11 protein-coding genes and 1 pseudogene are annotated in these 15838 nt (G+C 54.8%); 4 read left to right on the top strand and 8 right to left on the bottom strand.

The features are described 5' to 3' along the window. Positions 1-159 precede the first annotated feature (159 nt). From ACIO0C_RS18420 to ACIO0C_RS18430, 3 genes are all read right to left on the bottom strand, one after another. Positions 160-2043: a transposase gene (locus tag ACIO0C_RS18420; RefSeq protein WP_401314340.1), complete on the bottom strand. Its 1884-nt coding sequence runs from the start codon at positions 2041-2043 to the stop codon at positions 160-162. Next, positions 2030-2668, bottom strand: coding sequence for a hypothetical protein (locus ACIO0C_RS18425; protein ID WP_401314342.1), 639 nt, complete (start codon positions 2666-2668; stop codon positions 2030-2032). The genes ACIO0C_RS18420 and ACIO0C_RS18425 overlap by 14 nt, the downstream gene beginning before the upstream one ends. Before the next feature lie 501 nt (positions 2669-3169). Then, the gene (locus tag ACIO0C_RS18430; RefSeq protein WP_401314344.1) at positions 3170-3940 is read right to left on the bottom strand and encodes a hypothetical protein; all 771 of its coding nucleotides are present in this window, start codon (positions 3938-3940) and stop codon (positions 3170-3172) included. Positions 3941-4557: 617 nt separating this feature from the next. Between ACIO0C_RS18430 and ACIO0C_RS18435 the strand changes: the two genes are divergently transcribed. Then, a complete protein-coding gene (locus ACIO0C_RS18435) occupies positions 4558-5454 on the top strand; it encodes a hypothetical protein (RefSeq protein WP_401314346.1) in 897 nt (298 codons plus the stop codon). Between the two features lie 115 nt (positions 5455-5569). On the opposite strand, the gene ACIO0C_RS18440 is transcribed toward ACIO0C_RS18435, so the two are convergent. After that, the gene (locus ACIO0C_RS18440) at positions 5570-6550 is read right to left on the bottom strand and encodes a DNA-binding protein (protein WP_401314348.1); all 981 of its coding nucleotides are present in this window, start codon (positions 6548-6550) and stop codon (positions 5570-5572) included. 176 nt (positions 6551-6726) lie between these two features. Here ACIO0C_RS18440 and ACIO0C_RS18445 point away from each other — a divergent pair, with 176 nt between their 5' ends. The 3 genes and pseudogenes from ACIO0C_RS18445 (at position 6727) to ACIO0C_RS18455 (ending at position 9397) form a co-directional block, all read left to right on the top strand. Then, positions 6727-7635 (top strand): site-specific integrase, encoded by a 909-nt coding sequence (locus tag ACIO0C_RS18445; protein WP_401314349.1) that lies wholly within the window; start codon positions 6727-6729, stop codon positions 7633-7635. 460 nt (positions 7636-8095) lie between these two features. Then, a pseudogene (locus ACIO0C_RS18450) lies at positions 8096-9012 on the top strand (ATP-dependent nuclease); the annotation flags it as partial. A gap of 19 nt (positions 9013-9031) precedes the next feature. Beyond that, positions 9032-9397, top strand: coding sequence for a histone-like nucleoid-structuring protein, MvaT/MvaU family (locus tag ACIO0C_RS18455; protein ID WP_401314351.1), 366 nt, complete (start codon positions 9032-9034; stop codon positions 9395-9397). Positions 9398-9496: 99 nt separating this feature from the next. Here the strand turns inward: ACIO0C_RS18455 and ACIO0C_RS18460 are convergent, their stop codons facing one another. The 4 genes from ACIO0C_RS18460 to ACIO0C_RS18475 all read right to left on the bottom strand — a co-directional run bounded on the left by ACIO0C_RS18460 (position 9497) and on the right by ACIO0C_RS18475 (position 15701). Continuing rightward, on the bottom strand, positions 9497-12550 hold the full coding sequence (locus tag ACIO0C_RS18460; protein ID WP_401314419.1) for an FAD-binding and (Fe-S)-binding domain-containing protein: 3054 nt from the start codon (positions 12548-12550) through the stop codon (positions 9497-9499). 145 nt (positions 12551-12695) lie between these two features. After that, the gene (locus tag ACIO0C_RS18465; protein ID WP_401314353.1) at positions 12696-13334 is read right to left on the bottom strand and encodes an RraA family protein; all 639 of its coding nucleotides are present in this window, start codon (positions 13332-13334) and stop codon (positions 12696-12698) included. Positions 13335-13367: 33 nt separating this feature from the next. Continuing rightward, complete coding sequence (locus tag ACIO0C_RS18470) at positions 13368-14342, bottom strand: hydroxyacid dehydrogenase (RefSeq protein WP_401314354.1); 975 nt, start codon at positions 14340-14342, stop codon at positions 13368-13370. Positions 14343-14351: 9 nt separating this feature from the next. Beyond that, a complete protein-coding gene (locus ACIO0C_RS18475) occupies positions 14352-15701 on the bottom strand; it encodes an MFS transporter (RefSeq protein ID WP_401314355.1) in 1350 nt (449 codons plus the stop codon). Positions 15702-15838 lie beyond the last annotated feature (137 nt).

Below are 15838 nucleotides of genomic sequence, written 5' to 3' on the forward strand. Positions count from 1 at the left end.
TTACTGGCGCCATCATTTGTATCGATTGATCAAATGAATGCGGCTTTAAAACTTCCATGAAGTTTCTTCCATTCAATGGCCGCCAATATTTTTCCTTGAGCCTGGTCGCGCGAGTTTGCGATGAAGATTGCGGACGATGGCCTCCAGAGATTCATGGCTTCATACGTCCGCGGACGAATACTCATCGGGCGTGTCGCCGTTAAAGTTGTGACCCTCTTGGGCTCGAGGTTTGATTGCTTTTACCTTGGCTAGTCGTTTACGTGATTTTTGAAGCGAACCTTTTTCCGCCGCTTGCTGTAGTCGACGTCGCTGCGCCGGGGTTTTTACCTTGGCCAATTCTCGAAGCAGCGCCACTCGGGCTTTTCGAGCCTTGCTGGAGTCAAATGTTTGGCGATTGGCCCGCAAGCGCTTAACCGTCAATTGATGCAAGTGCATAGTGAGACCTTCCTGGTAATCAGGATCGACTGCTTGGAGTTCTAGGAGGTCATCGGGATAGCTGGGATGGCAGGCCCACGCATGGCCCAGGTCACTTGGGTCGTAGTAGACGCGGAGTTTGTCCACGTGGGGTTGCCGATTGGCCAGATATGATACCGCTGGTCCCGTCCAAAACAGCGACTTATACCGCACGCGTCCTTGTTGCGCAGATGCTTCGAATGCGCACAAGAAAGTTTGGTTCAGTTCAGAAAGCGAAAAGCGCCGTGGGGGAAACATGGGCGAGCGAGCTGCCTCCCACGCCAGTCGAGGAGTGGTGTTTAGGCTGCTATGCACACGTTCACAATAAACGTCGTTCACCCAGCGTCCGAAAGCATCCCTGACCTCTTCTATGGTGAGACGCGCTTCTTTTTCCGAGTTGTAATCACCCCTCGCTGCAATATCCGAGAAGGTCGTACCAGGCATCGCATGGGCGATCTCCTTCGACCAGACACCGAAAAAAGCTTCCACGTGTGGTTTTTGATTGCCCGTGGCCGGCTCGCAGTAGCAAACTTCACCCCCGAGCATGGCGATGATTCGCCGAAGATTCTGCGCTATGAACTCTGGCCCGCTGTCGAACACGTACCTTACGGCGACGCCGCCATAGGCGTTATCGCTGGACAATGACTGCTTGAGTGCCTGAAGCGTAGTGTCCAAAGAAGGGGGATTAAAACCGATGCTCCACGCATAGGGCATTCGCGTATAGACCTCCAGGAAGAGCGTCAGGTAGGGGCGACCTATCACCTCGCCGTGGGCATCCACTACCATAACGTGCATCTCCTGAGTGTCAGCTTCGACCAATTCGAACAACCGGCCTAACCGTGGCCTTTTGCGCGTCCAACCGTGCCGTTTCTGGGCAGACTTATTTCCGTGCTGTGCTTGGTTCGTTTCATAGTCATCCAACTCCCGAAGTATCCGATTGAGGGTCGATGCCGAAGGTATCTTCAAACGGTCGTGTTCAGGCCTGCCCGCGTTGAAGGCTTCCAGCTCTTCGACGATGGCATCGATTACTTCAGTTTTGCAGGCGGGTTCTGACTTCAGATAAAATTCTTTCACCAGCGGTTTGATGATCTGTTGAATTTCCCAAGGTTGAAGGTCAAGGCGATGTTTTGCTTTCTGTTTTCGCTTGGGAATAAGAGAGAGGTAGCTGTATCCGGACTTGCAATAACCTCGGATCCAACTGCGCGCGAGACTCAGGCTAGGCGGGCTGACATCTCTGATCTGTTTCGCCACTGCGTTGATGATAGATTGGGCGCGCCGCGCTGGCATGTGTCCATGGAGCTCCTTCATCAGCGGATCCACGTATTGCACGTGTCGATCGAATACGGTGGCGACTGATTTGCAAAGCCCCGAGATAATTTTTCCCGCCTCCTTTTCGATGGGAGCCTCTTGATCTTTGATAAAATCTCCCCGCCTCATCGCCCGAAGCAGAATCTCCTGAGTCTGGCGCAGTACGATCTTTCGTCCCTCGATGGCGCGCAGTTGTACGCACTCACCCTGTAAATCGACAATCTGAAAAGGCTGACCGCGATAGCGGTAGTGTTCGCCGATCTTGAATTTAACAATGTCCATCATGTCCTCCATAAATCATGGTTTCTAATGTGATGCGTTGTTCGAGATCGATCCTCAGTTCATCAAGGAAAATGGCATGACTGATATCAGTGGGTATTGCGCCACTTGCCAGAAGTGCCTTGAACGACATCTGTCGCTCAGGCTGCGCTAGAACCTGTTTGCGCACCCTAGAGACAGCATGTCGGGAGCTGCCAAAACCGTGGTGATAGAGAAAGCGCAAATTGGTATGGACCAAGGGATGAGGCAAGTCTTCGGGCATCAGCCAATGAAAAAACAGGCCGTTATCAACAAGCATGGTTTCGACGGCTTGTTTCTGGCCGGCGCTAAATGCTTCAGGTGGCGGTTGAAACTTGTGGTAAACCTCCCTGCCGTTGTTCAAAAACACAAGAAAGTCGGCCTTGTAGCGCACATCGCCGCGGCGCAAAGTTGGAGGTCGGCATTGATAGGAACGAACTTCCGGTTGGTACTCCATGAGGACGCAGTAGCCAGCTTGCTGCAGATTGCCGCAAGCGACGGGACCTCCATTTTTTTGCGATGGAAAAAACGTAACGCGACTGCCTGGACGCCCTTTGCTTAACGGCGAACGGGTAAGTCGCTCTGTAAGATGACGGCATGCTGCGAACATTTTTCGTCTCCTCTCGTATGAGTGAATCGAACAATGACGGCTACCTAAGCGGCGTTTTGTCGACGCAGCAAGGCGCTCGCTTTGACTAGGTCAAAGATGCGCGTGAACGTGTGCCCCTCTGCGCCGTTGGATGTTGTGAGCGCCGAGCCCTAACGGGAATTATTGGTGTGGTCACCGCACGGTGAACGTGCCGGCGGCGATCAGCAGGAGCCTCTGAGAGCGGCGACCTTCATGCAAATGTTCAGTCTTTGCCGCCGACATTCGGGTGGACGCTCGCTCCTCTATGCATTGCCGCCACTTTGTTCATGTCGGCTGTTATGGCGCGTGGACGGTCGCAAGACTTTCATTTATGTTCTCCGTAATCAGGTAGTTGGCCTACCACCGTCATCGACTGGGTGTAGTCATTATGTCGCCCTGAACGAATAACGGTGGAGGTAGTGCTATTTCGGTAGTTCGCAGTAGCTGATGTTCGCGCCGTCGCAATGCGCACGCTTATGGCCGCTACGGTTCAAGTTTGGGCGTTGACTGCTCTGCCGTGTGGATTACTGGCCGATCTAGTGGCTTACTGCTTACACCTGAGAACATTTTCACCATCGAGCGCCTGGCAGCGAGCCCATCGGACAGTGCACGGGTAAGGTACTCGTCGATGAACAAGCACATTGTCTTTTGAGGCGGAATTTTCAGCTGGTCATCACGCCGACGAGAGAGATTCATAATCTGAATTTCCGACTGCATCCGCCGGCTCGCTTCAGCCTTTTTCAAGCCTCGGCCGCAGTACATCGACTCGGCGTAATAGCCCACGAGACGTTGAATTGCGGATGGCTGTTGCGTAAGAGACGCATAGGACTTATGCAGAAAGTGGATTGGGGCCGGCTCTTGTCGAACCTCGGTCGGGGCCGCCACCCGCCGCTCCGCGGATGGCTTCGATTCAACTGGCCGCAACCAGACGCAGCCATTGCGAATGATCAATATTTCATGGCGGACGCCTTGGAACTGGTACCAGCGCCTGAGATGGCAGCGGCTCGCTTTACAATTAGATCCGCTAGGGGAGTTTGTCAGCATTTCTGGCGACTGGATCGTTGCCTTGGCCAACGTTCCATCATAGGTAATACGCTGGTCGATGGGGCAGTCGTGCTGCAGATCCCATGCCGTCGAGAGGAAACAGCGCAGGCCTGGTAGGCCGTCAGCTTTTTCCATGTTTGAAGTGATCTGCCTGGTCTCGATGAGGATGGAGGCAGATGCGCTGGATTTGTTGGTGATGTCTAAGTTCATGATGCGAGGACTCCTTAACTGTGAGGGCCTACCCGTGCTCTCGGCTGATAAAGCGCAGCCGTCGCAATTGTTTCCCGTAGCACGCCGTTAGGACGTGCTGTGAGGCGCGCGTCTAGAGTCAGCTCTAGTGCGCTGATAGGGCCGGACACCAAGCGATGATGTACGGCCTGCCGGTGCTGCTCGCTGCTATGTTCGTTTTCGAACCTCATGTGCCATCATTGACCGACTCAGGAAGGTTGCTCTCGATGGTCAGGACCAATGGTGCCCACGACGGTCGTGAAGAAGAATTGAAATCGACGTCAACTCCAGCGACAACCTGTTTGGGGCGAGGGAAATTATTCACCCTCTGTTTCCCATAAAGGAATGGATTCCTAACGCAAGGCTCCAAAATAAATAATCCCGGGAATCCTATTTAATCCGCCATTTTTGTGCGGCTTCATCGTTCATTTTCGCCTTTCTGCTCGAAGTATCTTCTTTTCTAGCCATCTTTACACTTGTGTATCCTATGCCATCATTTCGCTATGAATGGCATCGTTTGGCCACCCTTAAATTTTCTTTATGGGTAGAACGCACTAAACTACTGTGTTCGATAAAACGAACGTGGGTGGACGGTTTAAATGGTCAGCCCCGAACAGCGTCTATGGCGGCTTGTCGAACAGTTGAAGGCGATTGTTTTTATTAATCACCTCATTCTGCTGGCTAAATGCCGCAGAAATCCAAGCGCGCTGGAGCGCTGGGGTGAAGCCTTCGAAGTGAGGGCGGGCCTCGTTCGACCTGGGGGTGGGTTCACAAATAAATGGAAGAGATACCTTCAAGGCGTTATGCCGGAACCTAAGCTGCAGACTGCCTTGATCGCAGAGTTTCCAATGCTGAAGCAGGTGTTGGACAACCCACTCTGGGAGATTCTGCGACTGCTGGAAGTGTCGAGCGATTATGGCCGGACATTGGTGACCCAGCTCAAACTGCATGGCAAGTCGCTGCATGGACTACAGCGCCGGCGGCTACAGCGGCGCATCACGGCTGCCTATTGGCAAGATCTGGGATTTTGGTTAGTGATTCTGGCGGGTGCTGTCGAGAAATACCGCTGGGCGCGCGAGTTTATGCGCGAGCGGTTCTTCGTCTATCTCCTCCTGATCTGTGTGCAGCCCGAATTCAGCGGCGCCCAAAAATGGCTGTATCCGTTGCTGGATTATCATTTCCGTGAGGGGCACCTGCCATCGATCGGGTGGCCGGTCAGTGCCGAGGCTTTTGACATACAGCTTCGCGGTTTCCGTGTGTTGCCGCGCCAGTTGATGAAAATAGCTGGCATTCAAGGGGAGCTCGAACTGGGTTTTTTCTGTAAGGATTCGGAAGGCTTTGAGGCGGTGAACTATGGCTATGGCTTGTACTGGGATGCCGACTGGAACCGGCGGGTGTTGACCTCCAAGGAAATGCGCTACTTGTCTCCGACCCTGCAAATTAACCTTGAAGACATACAAACGGACGGTAAGCGTCGCGAGAAGCGGGCTGCTTGATAAGGCAGCCAAACTGGGGCTGTCTATGGAGCACAGGGTATTTGGCTGCCGATACCTTGGGGCAGTTCAGCGGAAGCCGAAATGGCGAACGGAAGGAGCTGGGGTACAAAAAACCTCAATCGAGGTCGGTCGGCGCTGATCTAGCCAGGTGCTCCACCAGCGTCTGCAGCTGGTTAATGTGGAGAGTTCGGGCCCGCAGCTCACGTTGGGCCTGTCGCTGTTTGAGCAACTGCTGCTTGGTCTTCTCGCGCAAGACCGTGAGCTGGTGGGCAATGGTCTGCAATTGTCGCAGATCGCTCTGATGTTCGAACTCGGCGGCCTGCACCTGCTCCTGAGCTGTTTGCAGGGCCTGTTCCAGGCGGCGCATCTCCTGATGCTGGCGCGACTGCTCGCCACTCATTCGCTCCAGGTCACGATACAGCTGGCTTAATTCTTCCTGTTTGCTGAGCAACTGGTCGCGGTTTATCCGTGCTTCACGCTGCAACTGCTGGAGTTGCTGATCGTGGCGTTGGATTTCCTGTTCGCGCTGCAACAAGTGCTGTTCCCGATAGTGGTCCAGGGCGTCCTGAGTAAGACGGTGTTTGCCCTCCAAAGAGAGGATCTGTCCTGCCCGATCCTCCAGCAGGCGCAGTTGCTGTTCATGGGCCTCCTGCAAGCGCTGACGTTCCAGCTCACACGCCTGTAACTGGCCACTCAGGGCCTGTTCGTGGACCAGGCCTGCCTGTCGGGCTTGAACCAGGGCGGCGTGAGTCTGTTGCAAATGCTCCAAATGCGCCGCTTCCACCTCCCGTTGTTGCCGGGCCGCCAGTTGCTGACGGTCGAAGGCCGCTCGATCGGTCGCCAGCGCCTCTTCGGCTCGCTGTTGGATGCGCGCGCCTACACTGGCGATATAGCGACTGAGCTCTTCATCCAGCGGCATCTCCGGCGCTGGCGCCTCGGCTTCCCCGAGCTCCTTGAGGTAGCGCTGGATGGTGGTCTTCGAACCGGTATTGCCCAGCTCCACGCGCACAGCGTCGATGCTGGGGTGCAGGCCGCGGGCGAGCAGGGCGTTGCGTGCAATCTTGACCACCGCCTTATTGATGCCGCCGCGCGCCATGGCTAGGTCTCCGACGATTTCGTGGTGTTTTACGCAGTATGGAAGTACAGGTGTACAAAAGCCCGTATCGCAGCGGGCGGGGCGACGAAATAACTCTGGAGAATGCCGATTTCTCCGGAGTTATGCAGGATTTTTTGAAAATGGGGCTTTTTCGCGGTACGCGAGGAGGAACTTTCATGACTGACCCGGCGGATCGTTATTTACGGCCCGTGCAGCGCGACAGCACCCAACGTCGGTATCAGGGGGTGCTGAGCTATTTCGAGCAGAGTTGGGGCGCTTGCTTGCCAGCGTCCGGCGACATGGTGGTGCGGTATCTGGTGGAACATGCCGAAACGTTGTCCAGCAGCACGTTGGGCCTACACTTGGCCGCGCTCGCGGAGTGGCATCAACGCCACGGCTTTGACGATCCCACCAAAAACGTCAAGGTGCGCCAGGTGCTGCGCAACATTCGCGCGCAACACCCACGCCTGGTCAAACAGGCCGAGCCTCTGCCGTTGATCGAGCTGGAGCGCTGCGTTGCCGGCCTGCAGGAACGGTTCGCCAATGAAAACCCAGTGGCACGGCTGCGTGCCTACCGTGATCAGGCGTTGATTTTGATGGGTTTTTGGCGGGCATTTCGCGCCGATGAACTGTGTCGACTGCGGGTGGAGCACAATACGTTATGCAGCGGAAAACAGCTGGAGGTGTTCCTGAGCAGCAGCAAAACTGATCGAGAAAATCGAGGGCAGGTGGTCGTGTTGCCGGCATTGAGGCGATTGTGTCCGGTGCAGGCCTACGAGGACTGGCTGTCGATCAGCGAACTGCAGGATGGGCCGGTATTTCGTCCCATCAACCAGTGGGGGCAAATCAGTCCGCAAGGCCTCAAGCCCGATGGCGTGACCTATGTGCTGCGCGAGGCGTTTGCTTGCAGCGGTCTGGATGGTGCGGCCTATACCGGGCATTCATTGCGCCGAGGATTTGCGACCTGGGCGAACAATGACAACTGGAGCACCAAGCAACTGATGGACTATGTCGGTTGGCGGGATGTGAAGTCGGCCATGCGTTACATCGATACCACCGCGCCCTTTGGAGACCTGCGCCGTTAGCGGTGTAGGTGGTTGAATAACCCTGCAACATGCGCTGGTGAGGCACTGCTGGATGAGCTGTCAGTGTCACGGCGCTAAGTGTCTGTATCCGGTGCGGGCGTATGAGGATTGGCTATACCCCAGTCATTCTCTCCAAGAAAAATCACGATCGGTGGCGCTCCAAGAGCGGTTGTTCACGCTCTGGATTGAATGACCAGTCCTCCTGACGTCAGCTCGACTGAAAATGTCGGGGAAGACCATACGCTGGATCACTATCGACAAACTCACCGACAACTGACACGGACGGTGCAGGAGATGCGGCGTCCGGTACGCCAGTGCTGGGATTGTTCCTGCACCAGTCACAACTTTGCCGCTAATGGCCTATGTACATCTCCAGGGTATTTAACGACATTGGTCAGTATCACCAGGCGCGCGCAAGCCAGCGCACGTGCCGAGCGTTAAATTTAAGGGATGAAATTTAGTGTATCTGAGACAGCTAGAGATCGAGTGCTTCAAGAGTTTCGGTAGGCGTTTCACGATTGAGTTTCATGCAGGGCTGAACGTGTTGGTTGGGGAGAACGGCGCGGGCAAAACAGGTGTGATCAATGCTTTGCGCCAGCTTTTTCAGGATTCGGAGTCGGGAAAACGTTCGGTCAATGAACGCGATTTCCACAAGTCATTCGAGCTGGACGCCGTGCCTGCCTCCAGTTTCGCCATCCAGGCGATTTTCGGCGACCTCAGTGTCTGCGAGAAAATAGCGGTCGACTCTTGGCGTGGCGAGCAGGACGAAGCAGTGCTCAATTTAACTGTGCTTAACCGCGAAATGCGCGGCCGTTACAGCCAGGAGCTCGGGGGCGGAGCCATCAGGACGGGGATATTTAATCAACAGACGTTGGACCTGATTCATTGCATCTATCTGCCCCGCTGCGCGATGCGGAGCAGAAGTTGCGGGAGGGACGACAGTCAAGGCTCACCGGGCTGATGAAGGCGTTGTGCAAGGACCAATTACAGGCGTGCGCCAAGAGCGGAACGTTGCATCCGCTTGAAGTGAAGGTCGCCGACTTCAATTCACAACGGGCGAATGCCCTGATTTCCAGTAGCCTGCGTGCAGCCCTCGGAGAAAGGCTGTCGCAAAACACGACGATCCAGTTTTCAGAGTCCAACTTCACCAGGATCGTCGAAGGTTTACGTTTGCTGTATTTTCCCAATGGATCACCAGCCGAACTGTCGCAGTTCCGCTCGCTGGATGAGAACAGTCTGGGCTACAACAATCTGCTCTATATCGCCTCCATCCTCGCCGAATCGATCGTCGAAGATGGTGAGGGCCCGGAGCGAACACTGCATAAGCTGCTGTTGATTGAAGAGCCGGAAGCGCACCTGCATCCGCAACTGCAGATTATCATTGTTATGCAGTGCCATGTCTAAGCTCGCAGAATTCCGTCAACTCGAAAAACATCTAGCCGAGCAACTCCAGGCCCTCGAAGCTTTAAAGGGTGATGCCGGTCTGAAGCAAGAAATCGAATTCGAAACGAAGCTTCGTGCATTGCTTGCCAAGTACGGCTACAGCTTGAAAGACGTGATTAACCTGCAGGATCCACAAGCAGGCCGTCGCGCTCCAGCACTAGAGTCTAAGTCTGGCAGCCGTAAACCACGCCAAGTGAAGGTCTATAAAAAACCTCACACCGATGAAGTCGTCGAAACCAAGGGCGGCAATCATAAGATGCTGAAAGAGTGGAAAGCAGAACACGGCTCCGCAACTGTCGAGTCCTGGCTGACCAAATGAGTTTGGTTTGAGTACAAGAGGGCCCTTCGAGGGCCTTTGCATTCCATACGAGAGATGCGGTTGAACTGCCTCATGCGAATGACATGAGATAGCGTTAACTTAGTGATTTTTCTCCCGCACGACAGCGAGAAGAGCCTGCAGCGGGTGCAAAATCGTCACACCATCCTTGCGTTTAACTTGGCTACGGCAAGAATACCCATCCGCCAACAGGCGCCCCGAACGGTTGAATTTTTCTACCAGCGGGCTCCAAGACTGACCGTAGATAATGTCAGACATCTTCGCGTTCTGCGTCTCGTGTCCATACGTGCCAGACATGCCGCAGCATCCGCTGGCTTGAACGTTCAGTTGCAGCCCCATTCGCTCATAGACTTGCTGCCAAAGGCCGATACTGCTCGGCTCATTTGTCTTTTCAGTACAGTGGGGAAGGAAGTAATACGGGGCGGCGTCTTTGACAATTTGAGCCTGTGGAAGCGCACCGGCGAGCCACTCCTGAGGTAGTAATACGGTGGGTGCTTTATCGCCGCCCAGTGTCTTCGAATATTCCTGGCGATACACAAGCGTCATCGCGGGATCGAGTCCTACAAGCGGTATTTCGTAGCGCTGAAGCTGACCAAGAGCTTCGCTGTTGTAATGAGCTGCTTTTTCAAACGCTTTTATAAAACCTTGCACCTGAAGAGGTTTCCCATTGGGCGCGAAGGGGGCAATGTAAACCTGGTAGCCAAGCCTTGAGACCAGTTCGATCCAATCCGATAGCACAGGGGTTTCGAAGTAACGGGTAAAAGCATCCTGGACGAGGATTACGCTGCGAGCGCGCTGTTCATTCTCCAGTGTCAATAGAAGTTCAGGGGTGGCGATTTCAACACCCCATCGACGGCATACAGCGTCAAAGTCCGTCATGCTGAGCAAAGGGCTATCGACCATTCCGGCCACATGCTCAAGGATGAGCCGGACGGGGCTAGCACCCATGACGAAGTTGTACAGACGCGGGAAGCGTGCGATGTAGGGAATCGTGTATTCCAGCGAGCCGATCAGGTAGTCCTTCAGCGGGCGCAGATAGCGGCTGTGATACAGCTCTAGAAACTGTGAGCGGAACTCGGGCACGTTGACCTTGACTGGGCATTGCCCTGCGCAGGATTTACACGCCAGGCAGCCAGCCATTGCCTCGTAGACTTCGTGGGAAAAGTCTTGCTGGCCCATCTTTTGGGCGACTGTGTTCACGGCTCGTCTTGCGATGCCTGCGACATTGCTGGTTGATCGTATTTGATTACCGGCAGCCACTGCATCAATACCGTGCTGGCCCTGCAGCCTCAGCCATTCGCGAATCAGCGAGGCACGTCCTTTAGGTGAATGCACCCGATTGCGCGTGCCCTTCCAGGACGGACACATGGCGTCGTCAGGATCGAAGTTATAGCACGCGCCGTTCCCGTTGCAGTGCAATGCGGTGTCGTAGCTGCGCCAAATCCTTTCATCAATGGTGCGGTCGAGCTCACCGCGTAACGTTACTTCGTCAACGCGTGTCAGCCGGGTGTCAGGCCGTGTTTTCGGTGTTGCGATTTTACCGGGGTTGAGCTGATTCCAAGGGTCGAACGCCGCTTTCAACTCCTGCAGGGCCGGGTAAAGTTCGCCAAAGTAATCGGGCACATATTGGGATCGCAATCCCTTCCCGTGCTCGCCCCACAGCAAGCCGCCGTGCTTTTGAGTTAAGGCTGCAACCGCGTCGGAAATGGGACGGATCAGGGCTGCCTGGACGGGGTCTTTCATGTCGAGAATCGGTCGTACATGGAGTACACCAGCGTCGACATGGCCGAACATGCCGTACTGCAATTCATAGCTGTCCAGCAGAGCGCGGAACTCTTGAATGAAGTCAGCAAGATTTTCCGGCGGTACAGCGGTGTCCTCAACGAAGGGCTGCGGCCTGGCTTCACCCTTGACGTTGCCCAACAACCCAACCGCGCGTTTACGCATCGCATAGACGCGCTTGAGTGCATCGGCGCCAATGGCGAGCGTGTGGCCCAGCCGCACCACGGACGTATCGCGCTGCAGGTGCAAGACGAAATCATGAACGCTTTGCTGGACGGCGACTTCGTCGTCGCCACTGAACTCAATGAGGTTGATGCCCAAGGTCGGTGTGCTTGGATCTTCTGGGAAGTATTCGGCGACGCCGTGCCAGACAATGTCCTTCATCGCCAGCATCAGGACTTTTGAGTCCACGGTCTCAATCGATAATGGTCTAAGCAGCATCAACGCCTTTGCATCACGCAACGCGTCCATGAAGCCTGCATAACGGACGTTGACCAGGATCGAATACTTCGGGATCGGCAAGACGTTGAGTTTGGCTTCAACAATGAAACCCAGCGATCCTTCGGAGCCGCACAGCACACTGTTGAGGTTGAACCGGCCACCCTGCTCGCGAAGATGCGCCAGGTCATAGCCGGTGAGGCAACGGTTCAATTTCGGAAAGGTACGTTCGATCAGATCGGCCTGGTTATCTGCAATGCCTACAGCGCATCGATAAACCTCACCGATCCGATCCTGACGCGCAGTTTCTTGCACCAGAGCGCTTTGACCCACCACGCCGCTGTGGAGTAATTCACCGCCAAGCAACACCGTAGAAAGCTCCAGCACGTGGTCACGGGTTTTGCCGTAGGTGCAACTTCCCTGTCCACTGGCGTCAGTGTTGATCATGCCGCCAATCGTTGCCCGGTTGGAAGTGGACAATTCCGGCGCGAAGAACAGTCCGTAGGGTTTAAGCGCAGCATTTAACTGATCCTTTACCACGCCACTCTGAACGCGCACCCAGCGCTCTTCAGCATTGATTTCAAGAATGCTGTTCAAGTGACGTGACAGGTCGACGACGATGCCGTCGGTCAGCGACTGGCCATTGGTTCCCGTTCCGCCACCTCGTGGTGTCAAGACAACAGCTCGATGCTCGGGATCAGCCGCCAAGGTCGCGAGAATCTCTACGTCCTTAGCATCTACGGGGAATACGGCGGCTTGAGGTAGACGCTGATAAATCGAGTTGTCTGTTGCAAGCACCATCCGCTGGCCATAGCTGTGGGCGATATCTCCCCGGAAGCCCGCTATAGTGAGCTGCTTCAGAAATTCGTCGTAGTTCACGCTTTGATTTTTGGACGGAAGCAACCGGGCGATCATGATAAAAACTCCAACCGGCATGCGGCTTTTCTGACTGACTACGTGTTGGCGGTAGGGGAGGTGCGATGCCCGTGGGCATGTTTGGACGATCAAGTGACATCTAAGGGAGGTTTGATAGCACCTCCCTTGCAAACGTCGACGACCCTCAACGAATGCTCGCCCTGACTTTCTCTCTAAAACTATTCTCGATCCCATCTTGGATCTTGAGCTTGCCGGCGAGCGATGGAACCAAGTGGCGGCTGATAACGATGATTCCGTCTTTGTCCCCCAAAATTGCGTCGCCCGGGTTGCACACTACATTGCCGCACGCGACAGGCGCCCCGACCTGTCCAGGGCCGTACTTGGATGGGCCGGCTGGATTCACAGCCCGCGCATAGGTCGGCAGCCCCATGACGCTCAGCTCCTCCACATCTCGAACTGCGCCGTCGATGACCACAGCTGCGACTTCGCGGGCAAGACAAACCTCACCCAGCAGATCACCAAAAACAGCACGGTTAGTTTCACCGTTGCCATTAATCACGAGAACATCACCTGGCTTGGCATCGTCCAATGCCCTGTGGATGGCCAGGTTGTCACCTTCCCACGTGAGGATAGGTAGTACCGTTCCGTAGAACGAAGCTTTACCTGCAACATGGTGGATAGCGGAAGCCATCATTCCCATGCGCTGCAAAACATCGCCAATTAGCGCGACCGGGTAATGCGATATCTCTTTAATTTCTTTAAGGGATGCGCGTTCCCAATCTTCGCTCACTGTGATGCTTTCATCAGATACATTGATAAACATGGTGACCTCGGCGTGAATCCGTTTGATGCGTTATTAGTTGAACGTCTTGGATACAGGTTTGTTGACTGGGTGTAGGGGGGCTTCGCCGTGCAAAACTGCAGAAATCGCCTCTACTGCGCTCATGCCAACGCGCAGCAGTGATTCATTGGTCTGCCCTGCAACGTGAGGTGTGACGAGCAGGTTGGGCAGGTCTGAAACGGGAAAGGTGTTGCAGCTGAACGGGGTGATCATGTCGCTGTTTTCTGCGGCCAGCACGTCGACTCCTGCGCCACCCAGCTTGCCGCTGCGTAGTGCGTCAGCAACCGCCGCTTCATCGATCACTCCACCACGGCTGGTGTTGATCAGGATGGCGCCTGTTTTCATCTTCTCGATTTCAGCCCCGCCAATGAGGTTCTCAGTGCCCGTCTGCAGAGGCACGTGGAGGCTCACCACGTCTGCCTGAGCCAACAAGGTATCGAGATCTACCAAGCGTTTATCGAAGCTCGAATCATAAGCCGGGTCAGTCGCCAGAACCTTCATGCCGAAAGCTTCAGCAACTGGCGCAACGTGCCGACCAATGTCGCCAAATCCAATCAAGCCCAGAGTGCGACCCTCAAGCTCGATACCTGTAAGAGACAGTCGATCTGCCGCCCAAATGTTGTTGCGGGTCTGATCCGTTGCCAGTTGAATCTTGCGGCTAATACCCAGCAGCAAAGCAAATACATGCTCCACAACACTTCTTCTGTTTGCGCCAGGCGTGTTGGTTACCCATACCCCAAGTTCTGCGGCAGCTTTGTAGTCGACGTTGTCGTAACCTGCACCATGGCGCGCGATGATTCGCAGCCTGGGAGAAGCCGCAATCATCTCAGCGGTCAAATGGCCGCCTCTGAGAAAAACCGCGTCTACCTGATTCTGAATCTCTTGGTAAGTGACTGCATTGGCGCCGTAGCCGAGTCGTACCTCGCCTAAGGTAGAAAGCTGCTGCAGGACGTCTTCATGGATCGGGCTGGTGACATAAATTAAAGGCATGATTTGAACTCAGGAGAATTGATGACAGGTGGAGTCAGCAGGGGCATTTTTGCGAACGGTCGAAATGACGATCAGCCCCATCACGCCTGCGGCGCACAAGATGAAGGCAGGCGTAAATTGATTACCGGTTGCACCAATGAGCCATGTCGCCAAGAAGGGGCCAGCTCCTCCACCAATGACGGCTCCCACGCTGTGCCCGAAAGCGACACCTGTGTGGCGGATATGCATTGGGAAGAATTCAGGCATCACTGAGTAGGTGCCGGCTTGGCAAAGCGCGTACGGAATCATGCCCAGTGCCAAACCTGCGATTGCGAGATTGACCGAGCCTTGCTGCATCAGCATGAACGAAGGGATCGACACTACGGCGTAGGCGATATAGGAGTAACGCAGGATGGCCCTTCCACCTTTATAGGATCCCAGCTGACCAGCGAGTGGGATTAGGAATGCGGCCAAAATCACAGCGATCAGGACGATGGTTGATGCCTGTCCCTTGGAGAACCCGAGAATCGAACTGAAATACGCGGCGATGAATACGGTGCCGATGTAGGTGCCAACATTCTGTACCAACGCAATCAAGATTACCTTGGTCAGAGGCATCCGATAGTCGCGAATTAATTCCTTGAACGGCTGGCTTTTCTTGACTTCAGCATCGTCTTTCTTGGACTCGAACTCTGGACTGTCCTCAATGCTCAGCCGCATGTACAAGCCGATGATGCCAAGAGGCAAGGCCAGCAGGAACGGAATGCGCCAGCCCCAGTCGAGCATCTCAGGATCAGTGAGAGTCGCTGCCGCAAGACCAGCAATTGCTGCGGCGAGGCCTTTGCCGAATTGAGCAATGGAAGGCAGGAATGAGATGTACAGCGCTCGCCTCGAAGCTGGCGCCCATTCACGTATGTAGCTCGCGGCGCCACCGATCTCTCCACCGGCGGAAAACCCTTGGAGCATGCGTAATGCGACCAAAAGGATGGGAGCCCACACACCAATCGTCGCGTAGCCGGGTAGTAGACCAATTAGCGTGGCTGCAGCACCCATCAAGGTGATGCTCGCTATCAAGCTTGCACGTCTACCAACTTTGTCACCAAGCCAGCCGAAAGCGATAGCCCCGAGAGGCCGTACCAAAAATGCGGAACCAAACACAAGGAATGTGTTTAGTAGACCCGTTGTCGCATCGTCCGCAGGAAAGAAAACCATTGCCAGGGTCGCAGCAACGTATCCGTAAACGCTGAAGTCGTAGTACTCAACAAACGTCCCGAATACAGCTGCCCTGGTGGCTTTCTTGGCTTTCTTGGCTTTCCTCGTTTGCTCCGTTTCTTCGGCAGGCAGCATGGCAGTCTCCGCCATCACGTTATTGTTGTTCATGGGCACCTCGGAGGTTATCGGACTTTGGCCATTCAAAAAATGGGACACTGTCCTGCTTTTTTTTGTCTAGCTTCTAGAACCTCGTGATTGTTGTCAACAGTCAGGTGCAATTTGCTGTTGGGCAGCTTTTAACCCCA

It is taken from the genome of Pseudomonas sp. NPDC087336 (assembly GCF_044744285.1).
Lineage (GTDB): Bacteria > Pseudomonadota > Gammaproteobacteria > Pseudomonadales > Pseudomonadaceae > Aquipseudomonas.